The following is a 20,619-nucleotide window of genomic DNA, read 5'->3' on the forward strand; positions in this document are numbered from 1 at the left end:
CAAGTCACTTATTCCACCAAGGAGAAACACACCCATGCGTAAACCTTTTGCTTTTGCTCTGATGCTGGCCGCTGCCATGGGCCTGGCCGCTTGCGATAAAGCGAGCGAAGACAAAGCCCAGGACGCACAGCAACACGCCGAGCAAGCCCAGGAGAAAGCGGGCGAAGCTCAGGATAAAATGAACGAAGCCGCCAAGGAAAACGCTGAAGCCGCCAAAGATCAGGCTGAAGCCGAGCAGAAGGCTGCCGAAGAAGCCGCTCCGGCTACTCCGGCTCCGGAAGCCGCGCCAGCTACCCCTGCGCCAGAAACTGCTCCGGCAGAACCTGCCAAGCAGTAATTGGCTAAAACAAAAAAACCCGACACTGTCGGGTTTTTTTGTACCTGCAATTTACGGATTAAACGTTTCAGTTACCCGTGGCCGTACTTTCCCGGGCCGGTTCACCCGGCACACTTTCCGTGGGCGTGAACACCATCACATCCAGCACATCCGAATGGAACTCGCGACGGTAGAGAATCAACACTACCCCGACGCTCATGGCCATGAACAACCACGGGCTGATGAACCAGCTCAACATGGCCATGCCAAAGTAATACGAACGCAGGCCCAGGTTGAACTGGTTGGCGGCAAGCGACAATACCCGCGCCGCCCGCGAGGCGAATGCCTTGCGCTCCAGTTCGTTGACCAGCCGCTCCCCGATCATGGGCGCCGAACCCACCAGCACCGCTGCAAAGTTGTATTGGCGCATGCACCAGCTGAACGTGAAAAACGCGTAGACGAAGACCGTGGCCAGGCACAGCAGCTTGATCTCCGACATGCCCTGGGAGGTCTGCTGCACCAGCGGCAAGTCGGCCAACAGCGACAGCGCCCGGTCGGAGGCACCCAGCACGGTAAGGATGCCGGCGAGGATGATCAGCGTGCTGGAGGCAAAGAACGACGCGTTGCGTTCGAGGTTGCCGATCACGCTGGCATCGGCGATACGGTTGTCGCGCAGCAGCATGCGGCGCATCCAGTCCTCACGGTACAGGTGCAACACGCTGGCAAGGCACGCGGTGTCGCGGCCCTTCCAGATGGCATAGCGGGTATAGCCACCCCAGCACAGGGCAAACCAGGCGATAGCCAGCAGGTTGTTGAGGTTGCTTTGGATGAAGTTCATGCAGGGTTCCCGAAAGGGCCAGATGCCTAGAGGATAGGGATCAGGTTTCGACGCTGGCAAGCGGCAAAAGACACAGCTGCACTGTGAAATGTGCATGGCTGGCGCAATCAGCTGTAGGAGCGCAAGGCAAAGGGGTTGCCCAAAAAAAGCCCCGCTTCCTTTCGGATGCGGGGCTTTCGCGTCTAGACCCTTGGCGAGCACCCTTCGGCTTGTGGCCGGTGCCGCCCTCAGGCTTCAACTTTTCAGGTCAGGCCAGCGCCTCGCGCGGCTTGCCAAGCATGCGGTCGCAGGCCACGGCGCCAACCAGAGTCACCACCGAAGGCACCAGCCAGGCAAGGCCTTGGTCGCTCAGCGGCAAGTGCGCCATGAAGTCCGGCAGCACGTGGGCGATGCTGCTGCCCTTGATTGCGTCGACCATGCCGAACAACAGCGACACCAGCATCACCGGCGCCAGGATGCGGGTCGGCGAGTTCCACAGGTCTTTCACGAAGCTCAGGCCCACCACCACGATGCAGGGTGGGTAGATGGCGGTGAGTACCGGGATCGAGAACATGATCAGCTTGGTCAGGCCCAGGTTGGAGATCAGCAGCGAGGAGCCTGCCAGGATCACTACCAGCGCACGGTACGACAGCGGCAAGATCTGGCTGAAGTACTCGGCACAGGCGCAGGTCAGGCCAACCGCAGTCACCAGGCAAGCCAGGGCGATGAGTACGGCGAGGAAGCCGCTGCCCAGCGAGCCGAAGGTGTGCTGCACGTAGGCATGCAGTACCGCCGCACCGTTGGTAGCGTCAGCCGCGATATCGTGGCTGCCGGCACCCAGGCGGAACAGGCTGATGTACACCAGGGCCAGGCCGACACCGGCGATCAGGCCGGCGATGATGGCGTAGCGGGTGATCAGCTTCGGCGACGTGACACCGCGCGAGCGGATGGCGTTGACGATGACGATACCGAACACCAGGGCACCCAGGGTATCCATGGTCAGGTAGCCATCGGAGAAGCCCTTGGAGAACGCGGCGGCGGCATAGGCCGGCTGTGCTTCACCAATGGTGCCGGCCGGCAGCGCGAAGGCAGCGATGCCCAGCACGGCCAAGGCGATGATCTTCAACGGGGCCAGGAAGCGGCCGACGGTGTCGAGCAGCTTGCCCGGGTACATGGACACGGCCAGCACCACGGCGAAGTACACCAGGCTGTAGATGAACAGCGCCAACGGGCTTTCACCGGTCAGCGGTGCAACACCTACTTCGAACGACACGGTCGCCGTACGCGGGGTGGCGAACAGCGGGCCGACCGACAGGTAGCACACAGCCGCCAGCAGGCCGCCGAAGAATTTGCCGATCGGGCTGCTAAGGGCATCCATGCCGCCACCGACCTTGGCCAGGGCGACCACGGTGATGACCGGCAGACCCACGGCGGTCACCAGGAAGCCTAGTGCTGCCATCCAGACGTGCGGGCCGGACTGCAGACCGACGATAGGCGGGAAGATGATATTGCCCGCGCCAACGAAAAGCGCAAACGTCATAAAGCCAAGCGCCAGGATATCCTGGCCTTTGAGAACTTTCATTTAAGGTAGTACCACACTGCTGAAATCGGGATTCGAGAAGGGATTTCCCCAGGGGTGAGGGAAATGCTGCCCGGCTTGATAGGCCAGACCCGTTTAGCGTGTCGTTCCCTTTTGGGGAGCGGGCACAGAGTGGCGCGTAGATTAACCGTTTTACCCGGCAAACGCACTGTTACAGTGCTGCTTGTCCGATGTGCGTACATGTTTGTCGTCTGGATATCTGTGCCAAGCGATAATTTATTGCCAATTAGCGTGAATGTCTGGTGGAAAAACCTGATAAAAACTATCGAATGTTCCATGTCGATAAAATATCCGGCGCAACAACGACAAAGGCCACCCGAAGGTGGCCTCTGTGCGCGTGGGGGGTGTAGCAGTATTACTTCTTGGCTTCCCAGCCAGTCAGCTCGGCCAGGGCCTTGCCGATGTCAGCCAGGGAACGCACGGTCTTCACACCAGCGTCCTGCAGGGCGGCGAACTTCTCGTCCGCAGTGCCTTTGCCGCCGGAAATGATGGCGCCAGCGTGGCCCATGCGCTTGCCCGCAGGTGCAGTAACACCGGCGATGTAGGAAACGACTGGCTTGGTCACGTGGGCCTTGATGTAGGCCGCGGCTTCTTCTTCAGCCGAACCGCCGATCTCACCGATCATGACGATCGCTTCGGTCTTCGGGTCTTCCTGGAACAGCTTCAGGATGTCGATGAAGTTGGAACCCGGGATCGGGTCACCGCCGATGCCGACGCAGGTCGACTGGCCGAAGCCGGCGTCGGTGGTCTGCTTCACAGCTTCGTAAGTCAGGGTGCCGGAACGCGAAACGATACCGACCTTGCCTGGCAGGTGGATGTGGCCTGGCATGATGCCGATCTTGCACTCGCCCGGGGTGATGACACCTGGGCAGTTAGGGCCGATCAGGGTAACGCCCAGCTCGTCGCACTTGACCTTGGCATCCAGCATGTCCAGGGTAGGAATGCCTTCGGTGATGCAGACGATCAGCTTGATGCCGCCGAAGGCAGCTTCCAGGATCGAGTCTTTGCAGAACGGAGCCGGTACGTAGATGACCGAAGCGTCAGCGCCGGTAGCTTCCACGGCTTCCTTGACGGTGTTGAACACCGGCAGGCCCAGGTGGGTGGTGCCACCCTTGCCTGGGGTTACGCCGCCGACCATCTTGGTGCCGTAGGCGATGGCTTGTTCGGAGTGGAAAGTACCCTGCGAGCCGGTGAAGCCCTGGCAGATGACTTTGGTGTCTTTATTGATCAGGACGCTCATTACTTGCCCTCCGCAGCTTTGACAACTTGTTGAGCAGCGTCGGTCAGGCTGGTTGCCGCAATGATGTTCAAACCGCTTTCTGCCAGTACTTTAGCGCCCAGTTCGGCGTTGTTGCCTTCGAGGCGAACCACAACCGGAACTTTGACGCCGACTTCTTTCACTGCACCGATGATGCCTTCGGCAATCATGTCGCAGCGAACGATGCCGCCGAAGATGTTGACCAGGACGGCCGCGACATTGCTGTCGGACAGAATGATCTTGAAGGCTTCGGTAACGCGCTCTTTGGTAGCACCACCGCCAACGTCGAGGAAGTTGGCTGGCTTGCCGCCATGCAGGTTGACGATGTCCATGGTACCCATGGCCAGGCCGGCACCGTTGACCATGCAGCCGATGTTGCCTTCCAGGGCCACGTAGTTCAGCTCGAAGCTGGCAGCGTGGGCTTCACGAGGATCGTCCTGCGACGGGTCGTGGAAGGTTTTCAGCTTAGGCTGACGGTACATGGCGTTTGCGTCGATGTTGATCTTCGCATCCAGGCAGTGCAGGTCGCCGTCGGCCTTGATGACCAGCGGGTTGACTTCCAGCAGGGCCAGGTCGTGTTCTTTGAACAGCTTGGCCAGGCCTACGAAAATCTTGGCGAACTGTGCAACTTGCTTGCCTTCCAGACCCAGCTGGAATGCCAGTTCACGACCCTGGAACGGCTGAGCGCCGACCAGTGGATCGATAGTAGCCTTGATGATCTTCTCAGGAGTTTCGTGAGCGACTTTCTCGATGTCCACGCCACCTTCGGTGGAGGCCATGAACACGATACGGCGGCTCGAGCGATCGACTACAGCGCCCAGGTACAGCTCTTTGGCGATGTCAGTGCAGGATTCGACCAGGATCTTGGTCACTGGCTGACCGTTGGCGTCGGTCTGGTAGGTTACCAGGCGCTTGCCCAACCATTGCGCAGCGAACGCCTTGGCGTCTTCCTTGCTGCGAACCAGCTTGACGCCGCCCGCTTTACCGCGACCACCTGCGTGAACCTGGGCTTTTACAACCCACTCGGAACCGCCGATCTTGTCGCAAGCTTCTGCTGCAGCTTCAGGGGTATCGACTGCGAAACCCTTGGAAACTGGCAGGCCGTATTCAGCGAACAGCTGCTTACCCTGATACTCGTGAAGATTCATGCTTTTTACCGTCTTCGTTAGGTACTGCGCTTCGGCGCTGCGCCATTACTGGCGCCGCACCACCTGTGACCGTTGACCCCGGGTTTTCCCGTGTGATCCGGTCCGGCGGACGTTCCGCGGTGAGTCATGCACGCAAGACTCACGACGGGCTGCCCGCCGTGGTTTCTTATAATTAACGCTTCTTACGGTTGGCCACGTGAATGGCGCCGCCATTCACCGCCAGCGCTGCTTCATGCAACGCTTCGGACAGGGTTGGATGGCTGAAGACCATCATGCCCAGATCCTCGGCACTGGTGCCGAATTCCATTGCGATTGCACCCTGCTGCACCAGTTCGGCAGCCGATGGGCCAATCACGTGTACACCCAGAACGCGGTCGGTCTTGGCATCGGCGATGACCTTGACGAAACCACCGGTGTCGTTGGCTGCCATCGCACGGCCGCTGGCCGCGAACGGGAAGGTGCCTACGTTAACCTCAACACCCTCGGCCTTCAAGGACTGTTCGGTCTTGCCGACCCATGCAATTTCAGGGTGGGTGTAGATAACCGACGGGATCAGGTCGTAGTTCATCTGGGCCTTGTGGCCCTTGATGCGCTCGACAACCATGATGCCCTCTTCCGAGGCCTTGTGGGCCAGCATCATGCCGCGTACCACGTCACCGATGGCGAACACGCCCGGAACGCTGGTGGCGCAGTGATCGTCGACGAAGATGTAGCCACGCTCGTCGATGGTCACGCCGCTGTCCGAAGCCAGCAGGTCGGTGGTTACAGGGCGACGGCCGACCGCAACGATCAGCTTGTCGAAGGTGATCTTCTGCTCGCCTTCGGCGTTGGTGTAGGTCACTTCAACTTCGTTGCCGTTGACTTTCGAGCCAGTGACGCGAGCGCCCAGCTTGATGTCCAGGCCTTGCTTGGTCAGGGTCTTCTGGGCTTCTTTCGACACGGCAGTGTCGGCAGCCATCAGGAAGGTGTCCAGGGCTTCCAGGACGGTAACTTCAGCACCCAGGCGAGCCCATACCGAACCCAGTTCCAGGCCGATCACGCCAGCACCGATAACGCCCAGGCGCTTCGGTACGCTCTGGAATTCCAGGGCGCCGGTGGAGTCGACGATGACGTTCTGGTCGACCGGAGCCGGCGGAATGTCGATCGGGCGCGAGCCGGAAGCCAGGATCACGTTGTCGGCTTCGATGACTTCGGTGGTGCCGTCAGCCTTGGTGACTTCGACTTTCTTGCCAGCCAGCAGCTTGCCGTGGCCCTGGATCGAAGTAACGCCGTTGGCCTTGAACAGGGTGGCAACGCCACCGGTCAGGTTCTTGACGATGCCAGCCTTGCGGCCAACCATCGCAGCAACGTCCATCTTCACTTCGCCAGTGGAGATACCGTGGACGTTGAAGCTCTCTTTGGCTTCCTTGTACTTCCAGGAGCTGTCCAGCAGCGCCTTGGAAGGAATGCAACCTACGTTCAGGCAGGTACCGCCCAGGGCCAGCTTGCCCTCGGCGTCAGTGTATTTCTCGATACAGGCAGTCTTCAGACCAAGTTGGGCAGCCTTGATAGCAGCAACATAGCCGCCAGGACCTGCACCAATCACCACTACGTCGAATTTCTGGGTCATAAAAGATTCCTTATCAGCAACTAGCTACAAGCCGCGAACCGCGCGGCATGGCTTCTCGCGAAGCCAGGGCCGGCACGGTACGCAGCCAGAGGGTTAGATGTCCAGCAGCAGGCGGGACGGATCTTCCAGCAGGTTCTTGATAGTGACCAGGAAGGTTACCGCTTCCTTGCCGTCGATCAGGCGGTGATCGTACGACAGCGCCAGGTACATCATCGGGCGAATCACGACCTGGCCATTGATGGCCATCGGGCGCTGGATGATGTTGTGCATGCCGAGAATGGCGGCCTGCGGCGGGTTGACGATCGGGGTCGACATCATCGAACCGAAGGTACCACCGTTGGTGATGGTGAAGGTGCCACCGGTCATCTCTTCGATGGACAGTTTGCCGTCACGGGCCTTCTTGCCGAAGGTGGCGATGCCGTTCTCGATTTCAGCCAGGCTCATCGATTCGGCGTTACGCAGTACCGGTACCACCAGGCCACGGTCGCTGGACACGGCAACGCCGACGTCGGCGAAGCCGTGGTAGACGATGTCGTTGCCGTCGATCGAGGCGTTGACCGCCGGGAAGCGTTTCAGGGCTTCGGTAGCGGCCTTGACGAAGAACGACATGAAGCCCAGGCGCACGCCATTGTGGGTCTTCTCGAACAGGTCCTTGTACTTCGAACGCAGGGCCATGACTTCGGTCATGTCCACTTCGTTGAAGGTGGTCAGCATCGCCATGTTGGACTGGGCTTCGACCAGACGCTCGGCGATCTTGGCACGCAGGCGGGTCATCGGCACGCGCTTCTCGGTGCGGTCGCCAGCAGCGACGACAACCGGGGCAGCAGCAGCGGCAGGCTTGGCAGCCGGGGCAGCGGCAGGTGCCGACTTCTTGTTGGCAACAGCAGCAACCACGTCTTCCTTGGTGACGCGACCGCCTTTACCGGTACCGGCAACGGCAGCCAGGTCGATGCCGTTTTCTTCAGCCAGCTTGCGGGCGGCCGGGGCAGCAACCGGGTCATCTTCGCCAGCAGCGACAGCAGCGGCAGCCGGAGCAGCAGCAGGAGCGGCTGCGGCGGCAGGAGCCGCGGCAGCACCGCCTTCAACGATCGAGCCCAGCAGTTCGTCGGACAGGACGGTGTCGCCCTCGCCCTTGACGATGTCGCCCAGCACGCCATCGGCGGTAGCCAGTACTTCCAGGACAACCTTGTCGGTCTCGATGTCGACGATCAGCTCGTCACGCTTGACGGCGTCGCCCGGCTTCTTGTGCCAGGTGGCAACGGTGCCATCGGCAACCGATTCCGGGAAGGTTGGGGCTTTGATCTCGATAGCCATTATCTGTGTTTCCTTAAATTCGGTTTCAGGTGCGCGAAGGCGTTAGACAGTGAAGGCGTCTTGCAGCAGTTTTTCCTGCTGTTCGGCGTGCTTCGAAGCGTAACCACAGGCTGGTGCGGCAGACGCGTCGCGACCGGCGTATTCCAGGACCAGTGCCTTGTTGTGGCGGCCCAGGATACGGCGCATGTGGTGCTGGCTGCTGTACCAGGCGCCCTGGTTCATCGGCTCTTCCTGGCACCATACGGCGTGCTTGAGGTTGCTGTATTGCGCCAGGATTTCGACCAGGTCGTCTTCCGGGAACGGGTACAGCTGCTCGAGACGCAGGATGGCGATGTCTTCGCGGCCTTCGGCACGGCGTTTTTCCAGCAGGTCGTAGTAAACCTTGCCGCTGCACAGCACCAGGCGCTCGACCTTGGCCGGATCGATTGCGTCGATTTCCGGGATCACGGTCTGGAACGAGCCTTCTGCCAGTTCTTCCAAGGTCGAGATGGCCAGCTTGTGGCGCAGCAGCGACTTCGGCGTCAGGACTACCAGCGGCTTGCGCAGCGGGCGGATGACCTGGCGACGCAGCAGGTGGTAGATCTGTGCCGGAGTGGTCGGTACGCAGACCTGGATGTTGTGCTCGGCGCACAGCTGCAGGTAACGCTCCAGACGCGCGGAGGAGTGCTCCGGGCCCTGCCCTTCGTAACCGTGTGGCAGCAGCATGGTCAGACCGCACAGGCGGCCCCACTTGTGCTCACCGCTGGTGATGAACTGGTCGATCACCACTTGCGCACCGTTGGCGAAGTCGCCGAACTGGGCTTCCCAGATCACCAGCGCGTTCGGCATGGTGGTGGAGTAGCCGTATTCGAAGGCCAGTACCGCCTCCTCGGACAGGAACGAATCGTACAGATCGAAACGTGGCTGGCCTGGGAACAGGTTCTGCAACGGAATGTAGGTGCTGGCGTCCTTCTGGTTGTGCAGCACCGCGTGACGGTGCGAGAAGGTGCCACGGCCGATGTCCTGGCCGGTCATGCGGATCGGGTGACCTTCGAACTGCAGGGTGGCGTAAGCCATGGTCTCTGCATAACCCCAGTTGATCGGCAAGCCACCGGCCTGCATCTTCTGACGGTCTTCGTAGATCTTCGACACCTGACGCTGGACCACGAAACCTTCCGGCAGCTCAAGCAGCTTGGCCGACAGATCCTGCAGGGTCTTGAGGTCGAAGCGGGTGTCGTGACGCGCGGTCCAGGCATGGCCCAGGTACGGACGCCAGTCGACGAACAGCTCGCGGTTCGGCTCCTTGACCAGGCTCTTCACCACGTGCAGGCCATTGTCCAGCGCGTTGCGGTACTCGTCGATCTTGGCCTGAGCGCGCTCGGCGTCGATGCGACCGGCCTGGATCAGCTGCTCGGCATACAGCTCACGGGTAGTGCGCTGCTTGCTGATTTGCTGGTACATCAGCGGCTGGGTGCCGTTAGGCTCGTCAGCCTCATTGTGGCCACGGCGACGGTAGCAGACCAGGTCGATGACCACGTCACGCTTGAACTGCATGCGGTAGTCGATGGCCAGCTGGGTGACGAACAGCACTGCTTCCGGGTCATCGCCGTTCACGTGCAGGATCGGCGCCTGGATCATCTTGGCAACGTCGGTGGCGTACTCGGTGGAGCGCGCGTCCAGCGGGTTGCTGATGGTGAAACCAACCTGGTTATTGATCACGATGTGCACGGTACCGCCGGTCTTGAAACCGCGGGTCTGCGACATCTGGAAGGTTTCCATGACCACGCCCTGGCCGGCGAATGCTGCGTCGCCGTGGATCGAGATCGGCACCACCTTGTCGCCAACGGTGTCGTTGCGGCGGTCCTGACGGGCGCGCACCGAACCCTCGACCACCGGCGAAACGATTTCCAGGTGGGACGGGTTGAACGCCATGGCCAGGTGCACTTCGCCACCCGGGGTCATCACGTTCGAGGAGAAGCCCTGGTGATACTTCACGTCACCGGAGCCCAGCTCGTTCATCTTCTTGCCTTCGAACTCGTCGAACAGCTCGCGCGGGTTCTTGCCGAAGGTGTTCACCAGCACGTTCAGGCGGCCACGGTGGGCCATGCCGATCACGACCTCCTTGGCGCCGTAAGAGCCGGAACGCTGGATCATTTCATCCAGCATCGGAATCAGGCTCTCGCCGCCTTCAAGGCCGAAACGCTTGGTGCCCGGGTACTTGGTGCCCAGGTACTTTTCCAGGCCCTCACCGGCGGTCACGCGCTCGAGCAGGTGAGCCTGCACGTCAGCGGAAAACTCCGGACGACCGCGCACGCTTTCCAGACGCTGCTGGAACCAGCTGCGCTGCTCGGAATCGACGATGTGGGTGAATTCGGCGCCAATGGTGCGACAATATGTCTTCTGGAGTGCATCGAAGATGTCGCGTAGGCTCGCCTCCTCTTTGCCGATGAACAGGTCGCCGGCACGGAAGGTCGTATCAAGATCGGCATTGGTCAAGCCGTAGTGATTGATCGACAGGTCTACGGGCGCTGGACGCTGCCACAACCCCAACGGGTCAAGCTTGGCAGCCTGATGGCCGCGCATACGATAGGCCTGGATCAGTCGCAGAACTTCAACCTGCTTCTTCTCGTGTTCACTGCTCACGCTCCCGGCGGACACCGGTTGGGCGCGGCGCTGGTTCTTTGCCAGCAGTACGAAATGGTCGCGGATTGTCGAGTGCGATACATCAGTAGCGGTGCTGCCGTCGGCTGGCAACTTCTGGAAGTAAGTGCGCCACTCTTCTGGCACAGCGTTAGGGTCGTGCAGGTAGAGTTCGTAGAGCTCTTCCACATATGCAGCGTTACCACCTGAAAGGTGGGCGCTATCCCACATGCGCTGCATCACGCTTTCTTGCATGCTTGGTCACCCTCGATTAGGGGACTGATCGACAAGAGCCACAGCAAACCTGGAAAAGTCCGAATAAAGCGACTGAACCACGCCACTTGGATCCTGCTGATTTTCCGGGTACCAGCCCGGAAAGCCCCTGCTGGTCTCATATCTTCATAGGTATGAACGCGGGCTTTGTGGGCCCTTGTTCGGGTTTTACCTCAGTGCGGGCTCACACCCGCACCTCGGCATACTGCAGGTACAACACGTTGTATCAGGTGCCGCTTTGCAGCAGCATGTTACGTACGTGACCGATTGCCTTGGTCGGGTTCAGACCTTTCGGGCAAACGTTTACGCAGTTCATGATCCCGCGGCAGCGGAATACGCTGAACGGGTCATCCAGGGACGCCAGGCGCTCCTGAGTCTTGGTGTCACGGCTGTCGGCCAGGAAGCGGTAGGCCTGCAGCAGTGCGGCGGGGCCCAGGAACTTGTCCGGGTTCCACCAGAACGACGGGCAGGAAGTCGAGCAGCAAGCGCACAGGATGCACTCGTACAGACCGTCCAGCTTGTCACGCTCTTCAGGCGACTGCAGACGCTCGATGGCCGGGGCCGGCGTGTCGTTCTGCAGGAATGGTTTCACCTTCTCGTACTGCTTGTAGAAGATGCTCATGTCGACGACCAGGTCACGAATGACCGGCAGACCCGGCAGCGGGCGCAGAACCAGCTTGTTGCCCTTGACCACGCCCGACAGCGGGGTGATGCAGGCCAGGCCGTTCTTGCCGTTCATGTTCATGCCATCGGAACCGCACACGCCTTCACGGCAGGAGCGACGGTACGAGAAACCCTCGTCCTTTTCCTTGATCAGCGCCAATACATCCAGAACCATCAGGTCCTTGCCGCCGGTATCGACGTCGAACGACTCCATCTTGGGCGCCGAGTCGGTGTCGGGGTTGTAACGATAAACTTCGACTTTCAACATAGCAGCCACCCTTAGTAAGTCCGGATTTTTGGCTCGAAGGCCGGAACGGTCTTCGGCGCAAAGTTGACGCCGCGCTTGGCAACGCGCTTCTCACCCGGGTAGTACAGGGTGTGGCACAGCCAGTTTTCGTCGTCACGGTCTTCGAAGTCTTCACGGGCGTGAGCGCCGCGGGACTCTTTACGGGCTTCGGCCGCGATGGCGGTAGCTTCGGCGACTTCCAACAGGTTCTGCAGCTCCAGCGCTTCGATACGCGCGGTGTTGAAGGCCTGGGACTTGTCGTTGATCTTGACGTTGGCGATGCGGTCACGCAGGCCGGCCAGTTGCTCGATACCCTTGAGCATGTACTCGCCGGTACGGAATACACCGAAGTAGTTCTGCATGCAGCTCTGCAGCTCGCGCTTGAGGCTGGCAACGTCTTCGCCAGTGGAGCGCTCGTTGAGCTTGTTCAGGCGGTTCAGGGCAACTTCGATGTCGGTGTCGCTGGCGTCGAGATGCTCGATGCCGTCGCTCAGCGCCTTCTCCAGGTGCAGGCCGGCAGCACGGCCGAACACCACCAGGTCGAGCAGCGAGTTGCCGCCCAGGCGGTTGGCACCGTGAACCGATACGCACGCCACTTCACCTACGGCGAACAGGCCAGGGATGATGTGATCCTTGCCTTCTTCGTCCATGGTGATCGCCTGGCCATGAATGTTGGTGGCAACGCCGCCCATCATGTAGTGGCAGGTCGGAACGACCGGCACCGGCGCGACGACCGGGTCGACGTGGGCGAAGGTCTTGGACAGTTCGCAGATACCTGGCAGGCGGCTGTGCAGCACTTCCTCGCCCAGGTGGTCCAGCTTCAGCAGTACGTGGTCCTTGTTCGGGCCCACGCCGTTGCCGGCGATGATTTCCTTGACCATGGAACGGGCAACCACGTCGCGGCCGGCCAGGTCTTTCGCGTTCGGCGCGTAACGCTCCATGAAGCGCTCGCCGTGGGCGTTGATCAGGTAACCACCTTCACCGCGGCAACCCTCGGTGACCAGCACACCGGCGCCAGCGATGCCGGTCGGGTGGAACTGCCACATCTCGATGTCCTGCACCGGTACACCGGCACGCAGGGCCATGCCGATACCGTCGCCGGTATTGATCAGGGCGTTGGTGGTGGAGGCGTAGATACGGCCCGCACCGCCAGTCGCCAGAACGGTGGCCTTGGACTTGATGTACATGGTTTCGCCGGTTTCGATGCAGATCGCGATCACACCGACAAAGGCGCCTTCCTGGTTCTTCACCAGGTCAACGGCATAGTACTCGTTGAGGAAGGTGGTACCGGCTTTCAGGTTGCCCTGGTACAAGGTGTGCAGCAGCGCGTGACCGGTACGGTCGGAAGCGGCACAGGTACGGGCGGCCTGGCCACCTTTACCGAAGTCCTTGGACTGACCACCGAACGGACGCTGGTAGATGCGGCCGGTTTCGGTCCGCGAGAACGGCAGGCCCATGTGGTCCAGCTCGAAGACCGCAGCCGGGCCTTCCTGACACATGTATTCGATAGCGTCCTGGTCACCGATGTAGTCGGAACCCTTGACGGTATCGTACATGTGCCAGCGCCAGTCGTCGTTCGGGTCGGCCGAAGCGATGGCGCAGGTGATGCCGCCCTGGGCGGATACAGTGTGCGAGCGGGTCGGGAAGACCTTGGTGACTACGGCAGTCTTGTGGCCGCCTTGAGCCAGTTGCAGCGCAGCACGCATGCCGGCGCCGCCGCCACCGATGATGATGGCGTCGAAGGAAATGGTTGGAATGCTAGCCATGGATCAGATACCCCAGAGAATCTGCACACCCCAGACGAAGTAAGCGAACATCGCAACGCCGCATACCGCCTGGAACAGGAAACGAATCGCAGTTGCCGACTTGCCGAACGACATAGGCGTCAGGTAGTCGGTTGCAATGGTCCACATGCCGACCCAGGCGTGAGCGCCCAGGGCAACGAGGGCCAGCAGACTGAAGATCCGCATCGCGTTGTTGGAGAACAGACCATGCCACTGGGTGTAGTCGATGCCTGGGTGGGCGATCACGTAGCCGATCAGGAAGAGGAAGTAAGCCGCGAGAACGACCGCAGAAACGCGCTGCGCCATCCAGTCATAGAGGCCCGAACGCGACAGGTTCGTGACATTGGTTACCATACCCAAACTCCCACCAGAACGATCAGCACCACGGAGATGACGATCACGATTTTCGAGCCCAGCTTGCCGCCTTCCAGCGTCTCACCGATACCCATGTCCATGATCAGGTGACGAACACCTGCCACGAGGTGATAAAGCAGGGCAGACAGCAGACCCCAGGTCACGAATTTGGCCAGCGGGCTGGTCAGACACGCCTTCACCTCACCGAAGCCTTCCTCGGAACCCAGCGATTTGCCCAGTGCATAAAGCATGATGGCAAGGCCGATGAACAGGATGACGCCGGAGATACGGTGCAAGATGGACGTGTACGCAGTGACAGGGAGCTTGATGGTCCTTAGGTCTAGGTTTACAGGTCGTTGGCTTTTCACGGCTTTTTTCACACTGAAGAGCCCCTAGCGAATCAGGGCAAAGTTGTTGGTAAGTGTACTGGTCAGGTACCCACCACCCAGGGAACGGCGACCCCCAGCAGTTCGGGCTTGCAAGCCCCTGGCGGTCGGGTGCCGAGTATAGACAGTTAGGCTGCTTATGACAACGTGACGGGGTAGCCCAAATAGCGCATTGCCTTTAACGAACAAAAGGCGTAAATGGGCGAGAATTTCGGGAAAAATCAGGCTTGAATGCCTGTTTCAACAAGCCTTTAGGCAAATTGACATCTGGATTTATCCCTCTATAGTGGTGCGGGCCCTGCGTGGGGGGTCTGTCTGATGATTTCAAGCATTAATAGGAGGCCACATGGCTGACAAAAAAGCGCAGTTGGTCATCGAGGGCGCTGCCCCCGTCGAGCTGCCCATTTTAACCGGCACCGTTGGTCCTGATGTAATCGACGTCCGCGGGTTGGGGGCCACTGGTCACTTCACCTTCGACCCTGGTTTCATGGCGACTGCCTCGTGCGAGTCGAAGATCACCTACATTGACGGCGACAAAGGTATCCTGCTGCACCGCGGCTACCCGATCGAGCAACTCGCCGAGCAATCCGACTACCTCGAAACCTGCTACCTGCTGCTCAACGGCGAACTGCCGAATGCCGAGCAGAAGGCCCAGTTCGTCAGCACCGTCAAGAACCACACCATGGTTCACGAGCAGCTGAAGTCCTTCTTCAACGGCTTCCGCCGCGACGCTCACCCGATGGCGGTGATGTGTGGCGTGGTCGGCGCCCTGTCGGCGTTCTATCACGACTCCCTGGACATCAATAACCCGCAACACCGCGAAATTTCCGCGGTGCGCCTGGTCGCCAAGATGCCGACCCTGGCCGCGATGGTTTACAAGTACTCCATGGGCCAGCCAATGATGTACCCGCGCAACGACCTGTCGTACGCGGAAAACTTCCTGCACATGATGTTCAACACCCCGTGCGAGATCAAACCGATCAGCCCGGTGCTGGCCAAGGCAATGGACCGGATCTTCATCCTCCACGCCGACCACGAGCAGAACGCCTCCACCTCCACCGTCCGCCTGGCCGGCTCGTCGGGTGCCAACCCGTTCGCCTGTATCGCCGCCGGTATCGCCGCACTGTGGGGCCCGGCCCACGGCGGTGCGAACGAAGCCGTCCTGACCATGCTCGATGAAATCGGCGATGTCTCGAACATCGACACGTTCATCGCCAAGGCCAAGGACAAGAACGACCCGTTCAAGCTGATGGGCTTCGGTCACCGCGTGTACAAGAACCGCGACCCGCGTGCCACCGTGATGAAGCAGACCTGCGACGAAGTCCTGCGCGAGCTGGGCATAAAGAACGACCCGCAGCTGGAACTGGCCATGCGCCTCGAAGAGATCGCCCTGACCGATCCGTACTTCATCGAACGCTCGCTGTACCCGAACGTCGACTTCTACTCGGGGATCATCCTCAAGGCAATCGGCATTCCGACCAGCATGTTCACCGTGATCTTCGCCCTGGCACGTACCGTGGGCTGGATCTCGCACTGGAAAGAAATGCTCTCCAGCCCGTACAAGATCGGCCGTCCGCGCCAGCTGTACACCGGCGAGCAAAAACGCGACATCACTGCACTGAAAGACCGCAAGTAAGCTTTTTAGCCGAACGCAAAAAGGCTGCCCTCGGGCAGCCTTTTTTATTCCAGGTCCTGATGGCCGCAGCTCGACCCTTGCGGGAGCCCCGCGTTAAACCTCAGTTTTTCTCAGCCCGTTCGCGCAGCCCTTTCAGGGTATTGAACGGCGCATCCACCACGAACTTGTTGGCCACCATCGCCGGCACGCTACCACCCGGCTCGGTGTGCACCTGGTAGGTCACTTCCGTGCTGTCGCCCTTGGGCACCAGCTTCCAGAAGCCCTCAACCTTGGCTACCCGCACAAAGCCCTTCTCTTCCGGTAGATAGGTCGGCTCTTCCTTCAGGTTCCGCACCAGGCTGCCGTCCGCTGCCTTGACAGTGGTCACATGCAGAATCGAATCCCGCGGCGTCACCGGCCATGGCGTATTGAACTGGGTGTAGGTCCAGCTCTGGTCACCCTCATGCTTGAGCAGCTTCTGCGACTTGCACTCGTGAATCCATGCGCAGGCGCCGACCACGTCTTCCTGCAACGCCTGCACCTTGGCCAGCGGCGCCTTGATCACGGTGACACCCTGATAAGCCTTGTACTTGGAGCCCGCCACTTCGCTGAGGGATACCTTGATCCCCTCCTCGTCCTTGGCCACCTGCCAGTTCTCGGCCCAGGCCGCAGGCGACAGCAGAACACCCACGCCACACAGCAGTGCAATACGCTTGAACGATCTCATCATGTTTATCCTTGTTGTCGAAGATCCAGCCTGTCACGCCGCCGTCATCTGCTCCCACCAGCCAAGAATCCTGATTGCCTCGTCACGATCACTGCCGCACACCTCGACATCCGCCTTGAAGCCGCCACATACCGCCGGCCGCTCGGGCTTGCCGAACAGGTCGCAGAGGTTGGCAGCCGTCAGGTGCAGGCAGCGCTCGCCAGCCGGCTTGCCATTGGGCATGCGCGGCATCGCAGAAGTGATGGACGGGGCGATGCAGCAGGCACCACAGCCCTCACGGCAATTCATGGTCATTCACCAAAATCAGGACTCCCTGGAACAAAACGGGACGAACGTCCCTGGATAGTAACCGCTCAAACAGGCGTTTGAAATTACTGGCACGATGAAATTTGCCGTGACCCGGCAGTCAGTTCCCGGCTACTGGCGATACTCGAAATCGATGGCTGCCCCTTCCACGTCATGACGGCTGTCATTACGCAACTGCAGCTGCATTTCGTTATTGATCAACCGGCCATTGAGCTGGAACGGGCTGTCGCTGGTTTCCGGCTTTTCGGTAAACATGGGCGGCAGCAAAGGTTTGCGCCGCTGGATGGGCGACGGGGTACCCACATTCGGCTCCAGATTGTCGACCATATCGACAGGCAGGCTGAGGTCCAGCTTTGCCTTGGGCAATGGTTTGGCGACCGCTTTGCTGACCGGCTTGTGCGCCTTGTTCTTGCTGCCAGCCTTTTTCACCACCTGCTTCTGCGCAGGCTTGCCTGGCGCCTTTTTTTGCACATTTTTGCCCTGGGCTGCCTGCGCCTGGCTTGCCGGCTGCGCAGCCAAGGCTGGACTGCCCGGGTAGCAGAGCGGTGCAAGGCACAAGATCAAGGCAAAACGGCGCAAAGCTTTCATGGCAAATGGACAGACTGGCAAGAAAGGTGCGTATGCTCCATGTTCCACGGGCGGCTGGCAAGCCTTACAAAAGTGTGAGCGCAGGCTCCCTGCACAACTGCTGAGCCAGCAAACCCAGCGTAATCACTGCCCGCTCGGCCTCTTTGTTCCACGGGATGCCACAATTAAGGCGGATGCAGTGGTTGAACTGTTCCGTGTTACTGAATATTAACCCCGGCGCGATACTGATGCCTTGCTCCAGCGCCCGCACATGCAGCTCCTGGGTATTGACCCGCCCGGGCAGGCTTATCCAGAGGATGAAACCGCCCGTGGGCCGGGTCATCTGGGTACCCTCGGGGAAGTGCTGCTGCACCGCCAACTGGTAGGCACTGAGGTTCTTGCGATACTCCTGGCGGATGTAGCGCAGGTGCCGGTCGTAACCGCCATTTTCCAGATAGGCCGCCACCCCCATCTGCGTCACGCTACAGGCCGAATGGGTGGTGAAGGTCTGCAGGCGCTGAATTTCGTCCTGATAGCGCCCGGCGATCATCCAGCCAACGCGCACACCGGGGGACAGGGTCTTGGAGAAGCTTGAACAGTAGATCACCCGGTCCAGGCGGTCGAATGCCTTCAGCGCTTTGGTCTTGCCTTGCTCGAACATCAACTCGCCATAGATGTCGTCCTCGATAATCTGAATATCGAAGTCTGACGCCAGGCGCAGCAATTGCTTTTGCCGCTCCTCAGGGACCGTGCCACCCAGCGGATTGCTCAGGCGCGCCGTCAGTACCAAGGCCTTGATCGACCACTGGTTAGCCGCCAGCTGCAAGGCTTCAAGGCTGATACCCGTGGATGGATCGCTGGGGATTTCGATCACTTTCAGGCCCAGCAAATCGGCCAGTTGCAGCAACCCGTAATAGGTCGGCGACTCGGCAGCGATCAGATCGCCCGGGCGGGTCAACACGCGCAGGGACATTTGCAGGGCATCGACGCAGCCATGGGTCACGATCACTTCACGCGGGTCGACCAGCACGCCGGCATCGCGCATGCGAATGGCGATCTGCCGGCGCAGTGGCTCGAAACCGGGGCTGAACATGTAGCTGAAGGCACGCGGGCTGTGAAAGCGGGTGACCTTGGCAATTTGCTGATGCAGGGCACGCACTGGCAGGTAGTCGACATGCGGCACCGCGGCGCCGAACGGGAACACGCCATCACGGCGCGCCTCGGTCAGCACTTGCTGGATGATGCTGGCACGGGTGACCAGGCCTGGGCGCTCCACCCGGGCAATGTCCGGGGTTTGCGCGGTCAGGGCCGGCGTCTGGTGCACGTAGTAGCCTGATTGTGGCCGCGCGCGGATCAACCCTTGGTCTTCGAGGTTGGCATAGGCCTGCAGCACCGTGGCATGGCTGACATTGAGCTGGGCACTCATCTTGCGCACGGAGGGTACCCGCTCGCCTGGCTGGTAGACACCGCGACGGATGTCATCGGCCAGTTGCTGGGCGATACGCTGGTACAGCAGCAGGTTGGTCATGGCGGCGGCTCGTTGTTCTTGTACGGCTCAGTGACGGTAGAGGATACCGTAACAGTTGCAAAGTGTACTGGGACAGAATGCAACATAGTCGACAATACAATAGCGTGATAGCTATCGAAACGACTAAGCCGACAAAAAGCGGGGCCGCATGGCGGCCCTTTCGCGGCACAAGGCCGCTCCTACAGGTTCTGCACATGTCTTGGGCTTGACACTACCCTGTGGGAGCGGCTTTAGCCGCGAACACCGGCAAAGCCGGTGCCGTCCTCCGCACGCCAGCGATCAGCGCGCAGGCGCGAGCCTGCCCTTGTCGTCGGAGAACACGATCTCCACGCGGCGGTTCTGCGCCCTGCCCCGCTCAGAGGCGTTGGCCTCGATCGGGTACTGGTCGCCATAGCCCTCGACCTGCAGGCGCTTTTCGTCGATACCAAGGTCCACCAGCATGTCGGCCACGGCCTGCGCCCGGTCGCGGGACAGTTTCAGGTTGTCTTCGGCCGCGCCAGTGCTGTCGGTATAACCTTCGATACGCACTACCCGCCGCGGGTTGAGCTGAAGGAACTGCACCAGCTTGAGCACGGTACGGCTGGCCGAATTCTTCAGCTCGGCACGGCCAGTATCAAACAGCACGTCACCCAGGGTCATCACCAGGCCACGATCAGTCTGCTCCGAAGCCAGCGCAGCGATCTGCGACTCGACCCACTTGCCTTGCTGCTGCACGCTGGCCAGCTTGGCCTCGCGCAACGCCAACTGCAGGCGCTGACGCTCGAGGTCAAGCTTGGCCTGGCGCTCCTGGTTCAGCGCCAGCTTGGCATGCTCACTGGCAATTTCACTGTAGCGCTGACTAAGGTAAGCGTAATGACGCACATCGGAACCGGTGCCGATATAGCTGGACAGGCGCTCGGCACGGGCCAGCGACTCACCTGCACGGATCACGTCACGTGGCGCACTGCGCAGCACATCGGAATCATCCTTGACCTTGGCGAAGGTGGCACTGGCTTCATCCAGCGCAGCAGAGCTGCGCTGGCTGGCACAACCTTGCAAGCCTGCTGCCAGCGCCAGCAACACCAGCGCGGCCAATGGTGTACGGCGCATCATGGCTGCACCTCCAGTTGCTTGCGCAAGCGCTTGACCCGCGACTGCAGCAGTTGCAGTTGCTCTTCGCTTTTCTGGTTCAGCACCTGGGCCTCGGCCAGGCGGGCATCAAGTTCGGCCTGCTCGGCGCGCATGCGCGCATCACGGTAGTCCTGGGTCAGCATGTTGGCCTTGGCCCGGGCCAGCTTGTCTTCAGCCATCTGCAGCGTTTCGACCTGCTCGGTGGCACCTACGGCCCTGGCCTGCTCCAGTGCCTGCTCGGAAATGCGCATCTGCTCGTCAGGGGCCGGATCATTGGCGCAGCCAGCCAGGCCGAGCACGGCCAAGGCAAGGATTAGTGGTTGGGTTCTCACGCAATCT

General features: G+C 60.6%; 19 protein-coding genes. 2 read left to right on the forward strand and 17 right to left on the reverse strand.

All coding sequences use genetic code 11. From position 1 onward, the window contains the following. The first annotated feature begins 34 nt into the window (after window positions 1-34). Window positions 35-337 carry a hypothetical protein gene (locus MRBLPB4O_RS19535; protein WP_016498698.1) on the forward strand — a complete coding sequence of 101 codons (303 nt, stop codon included), beginning with the start codon at window positions 35-37 and terminating at the stop codon, window positions 335-337. 67 nt (window positions 338-404) lie between these two features. Here MRBLPB4O_RS19535 and MRBLPB4O_RS19540 read toward each other — a convergent pair whose 3' ends face one another. The 11 genes from MRBLPB4O_RS19540 to sdhC form a co-directional block, all read right to left on the reverse strand. Next, window positions 405-1,154, reverse strand: a complete 750-nt coding sequence (locus MRBLPB4O_RS19540; protein ID WP_063424499.1) for a DUF599 family protein — start codon at window positions 1,152-1,154, stop codon at window positions 405-407. Window positions 1,155-1,401: 247 nt separating this feature from the next. Next, complete coding sequence (gene brnQ / locus MRBLPB4O_RS19545) at window positions 1,402-2,715, reverse strand: branched-chain amino acid transport system II carrier protein (RefSeq protein WP_016498696.1); 1,314 nt, start codon at window positions 2,713-2,715, stop codon at window positions 1,402-1,404. Window positions 2,716-3,088: 373 nt separating this feature from the next. After that, the gene (gene sucD / locus MRBLPB4O_RS19550; RefSeq protein WP_003254203.1) at window positions 3,089-3,973 is read right to left on the reverse strand and encodes a succinate--CoA ligase subunit alpha; all 885 of its coding nucleotides are present in this window, start codon (window positions 3,971-3,973) and stop codon (window positions 3,089-3,091) included. After that, entirely contained in the window at window positions 3,973-5,139 is a 1,167-nt protein-coding gene (sucC, locus tag MRBLPB4O_RS19555) for an ADP-forming succinate--CoA ligase subunit beta (protein ID WP_008091914.1), read from the reverse strand. Before sucC ends, sucD begins: the two co-directional genes overlap by 1 nt. 172 nt (window positions 5,140-5,311) lie before the next feature. Then, window positions 5,312-6,748 carry a dihydrolipoyl dehydrogenase gene (gene lpdA / locus MRBLPB4O_RS19560; RefSeq protein WP_341796336.1) on the reverse strand — a complete coding sequence of 479 codons (1,437 nt, stop codon included), beginning with the start codon at window positions 6,746-6,748 and terminating at the stop codon, window positions 5,312-5,314. 93 nt (window positions 6,749-6,841) lie between these two features. Next, the gene (gene odhB / locus MRBLPB4O_RS19565) at window positions 6,842-8,062 is read right to left on the reverse strand and encodes a 2-oxoglutarate dehydrogenase complex dihydrolipoyllysine-residue succinyltransferase (protein ID WP_341796337.1); all 1,221 of its coding nucleotides are present in this window, start codon (window positions 8,060-8,062) and stop codon (window positions 6,842-6,844) included. A gap of 42 nt (window positions 8,063-8,104) precedes the next feature. Beyond that, window positions 8,105-10,936, reverse strand: a complete 2,832-nt coding sequence (locus MRBLPB4O_RS19570) for a 2-oxoglutarate dehydrogenase E1 component (RefSeq protein WP_341796338.1) — start codon at window positions 10,934-10,936, stop codon at window positions 8,105-8,107. 244 nt (window positions 10,937-11,180) lie between these two features. After that, the gene (locus MRBLPB4O_RS19575) at window positions 11,181-11,885 is read right to left on the reverse strand and encodes a succinate dehydrogenase iron-sulfur subunit (RefSeq protein WP_008091906.1); all 705 of its coding nucleotides are present in this window, start codon (window positions 11,883-11,885) and stop codon (window positions 11,181-11,183) included. Between the two features lie 11 nt (window positions 11,886-11,896). Next, window positions 11,897-13,669, reverse strand: coding sequence for a succinate dehydrogenase flavoprotein subunit (sdhA, locus tag MRBLPB4O_RS19580; protein WP_016488281.1), 1,773 nt, complete (start codon window positions 13,667-13,669; stop codon window positions 11,897-11,899). Window positions 13,670-13,672: 3 nt separating this feature from the next. Then, window positions 13,673-14,041 (reverse strand): succinate dehydrogenase, hydrophobic membrane anchor protein, encoded by a 369-nt coding sequence (gene sdhD, locus MRBLPB4O_RS19585; protein WP_016498691.1) that lies wholly within the window; start codon window positions 14,039-14,041, stop codon window positions 13,673-13,675. Continuing rightward, the gene (gene sdhC / locus MRBLPB4O_RS19590) at window positions 14,035-14,421 is read right to left on the reverse strand and encodes a succinate dehydrogenase, cytochrome b556 subunit (protein WP_008091902.1); all 387 of its coding nucleotides are present in this window, start codon (window positions 14,419-14,421) and stop codon (window positions 14,035-14,037) included. The genes sdhD and sdhC overlap by 7 nt, the downstream gene beginning before the upstream one ends. A gap of 352 nt (window positions 14,422-14,773) precedes the next feature. Between sdhC and gltA the strand changes: the two genes are divergently transcribed. Further along, complete coding sequence (gltA, locus tag MRBLPB4O_RS19595) at window positions 14,774-16,063, forward strand: citrate synthase (RefSeq protein ID WP_016488282.1); 1,290 nt, start codon at window positions 14,774-14,776, stop codon at window positions 16,061-16,063. A 100-nt stretch (window positions 16,064-16,163) separates the two neighbouring features. On the opposite strand, the gene MRBLPB4O_RS19600 is transcribed toward gltA, so the two are convergent. The 6 genes from MRBLPB4O_RS19600 to MRBLPB4O_RS19625 form a co-directional block, all read right to left on the reverse strand. Beyond that, the gene (locus tag MRBLPB4O_RS19600; protein WP_341798913.1) at window positions 16,164-16,769 is read right to left on the reverse strand and encodes an START domain-containing protein; all 606 of its coding nucleotides are present in this window, start codon (window positions 16,767-16,769) and stop codon (window positions 16,164-16,166) included. A 33-nt stretch (window positions 16,770-16,802) separates the two neighbouring features. Continuing rightward, on the reverse strand, window positions 16,803-17,057 hold the full coding sequence (locus MRBLPB4O_RS19605) for a YkgJ family cysteine cluster protein (RefSeq protein WP_009684718.1): 255 nt from the start codon (window positions 17,055-17,057) through the stop codon (window positions 16,803-16,805). A gap of 129 nt (window positions 17,058-17,186) precedes the next feature. Next, complete coding sequence (locus MRBLPB4O_RS19610) at window positions 17,187-17,663, reverse strand: hypothetical protein (RefSeq protein WP_341796339.1); 477 nt, start codon at window positions 17,661-17,663, stop codon at window positions 17,187-17,189. Window positions 17,664-17,727: 64 nt separating this feature from the next. Beyond that, the gene (locus MRBLPB4O_RS19615; protein WP_016498688.1) at window positions 17,728-19,170 is read right to left on the reverse strand and encodes a PLP-dependent aminotransferase family protein; all 1,443 of its coding nucleotides are present in this window, start codon (window positions 19,168-19,170) and stop codon (window positions 17,728-17,730) included. Window positions 19,171-19,449: 279 nt separating this feature from the next. Beyond that, entirely contained in the window at window positions 19,450-20,262 is an 813-nt protein-coding gene (locus MRBLPB4O_RS19620; RefSeq protein WP_341796340.1) for an OmpA family protein, read from the reverse strand. Then, entirely contained in the window at window positions 20,259-20,612 is a 354-nt protein-coding gene (locus MRBLPB4O_RS19625; protein ID WP_049275988.1) for a DUF4398 domain-containing protein, read from the reverse strand. The genes MRBLPB4O_RS19620 and MRBLPB4O_RS19625 overlap by 4 nt, the downstream gene beginning before the upstream one ends. Window positions 20,613-20,619 lie beyond the last annotated feature (7 nt).

Source organism: Pseudomonas sp. LPB4.O, from assembly GCF_038383825.1.
GTDB classification, from domain to species: Bacteria; Pseudomonadota; Gammaproteobacteria; order Pseudomonadales; family Pseudomonadaceae; genus Aquipseudomonas; species Aquipseudomonas putida.

Bases quoted from the DNA above. Each gene is read 5' to 3' on its own strand.
- brnQ (WP_016498696.1), bottom strand. From the start codon at position 2,715: ATGAAAGTTCTCAAAGGCCAGGATATCCTGGCGCTTGGCTTTATGACG.
- sucD (WP_003254203.1), bottom strand. From the start codon at position 3,973: ATGAGCGTCCTGATCAATAAAGACACCAAAGTCATCTGCCAGGGCTTC.
- lpdA (WP_341796336.1), bottom strand. From the start codon at position 6,748: ATGACCCAGAAATTCGACGTAGTGGTGATTGGTGCAGGTCCTGGCGGC.
- MRBLPB4O_RS19615 (WP_016498688.1), bottom strand. From the start codon at position 19,170: ATGACCAACCTGCTGCTGTACCAGCGTATCGCCCAGCAACTGGCCGAT.
- MRBLPB4O_RS19570 (WP_341796338.1), bottom strand. From the start codon at position 10,936: ATGCAAGAAAGCGTGATGCAGCGCATGTGGGATAGCGCCCACCTTTCA.
- MRBLPB4O_RS19600 (WP_341798913.1), bottom strand. From the start codon at position 16,769: ATGAGATCGTTCAAGCGTATTGCACTGCTGTGTGGCGTGGGTGTTCTG.
- sdhA (WP_016488281.1), bottom strand. From the start codon at position 13,669: ATGGCTAGCATTCCAACCATTTCCTTCGACGCCATCATCATCGGTGGC.
- sucC (WP_008091914.1), bottom strand. From the start codon at position 5,139: ATGAATCTTCACGAGTATCAGGGTAAGCAGCTGTTCGCTGAATACGGC.
- MRBLPB4O_RS19610 (WP_341796339.1), bottom strand. From the start codon at position 17,663: ATGAAAGCTTTGCGCCGTTTTGCCTTGATCTTGTGCCTTGCACCGCTC.
- sdhD (WP_016498691.1), bottom strand. From the start codon at position 14,041: ATGGTAACCAATGTCACGAACCTGTCGCGTTCGGGCCTCTATGACTGG.
- gltA (WP_016488282.1), top strand. From the start codon at position 14,774: ATGGCTGACAAAAAAGCGCAGTTGGTCATCGAGGGCGCTGCCCCCGTC.
- MRBLPB4O_RS19575 (WP_008091906.1), bottom strand. From the start codon at position 11,885: ATGTTGAAAGTCGAAGTTTATCGTTACAACCCCGACACCGACTCGGCG.
- MRBLPB4O_RS19605 (WP_009684718.1), bottom strand. From the start codon at position 17,057: ATGAATTGCCGTGAGGGCTGTGGTGCCTGCTGCATCGCCCCGTCCATC.
- MRBLPB4O_RS19540 (WP_063424499.1), bottom strand. From the start codon at position 1,154: ATGAACTTCATCCAAAGCAACCTCAACAACCTGCTGGCTATCGCCTGG.
- MRBLPB4O_RS19620 (WP_341796340.1), bottom strand. From the start codon at position 20,262: ATGATGCGCCGTACACCATTGGCCGCGCTGGTGTTGCTGGCGCTGGCA.
- MRBLPB4O_RS19535 (WP_016498698.1), top strand. From the start codon at position 35: ATGCGTAAACCTTTTGCTTTTGCTCTGATGCTGGCCGCTGCCATGGGC.
- odhB (WP_341796337.1), bottom strand. From the start codon at position 8,062: ATGGCTATCGAGATCAAAGCCCCAACCTTCCCGGAATCGGTTGCCGAT.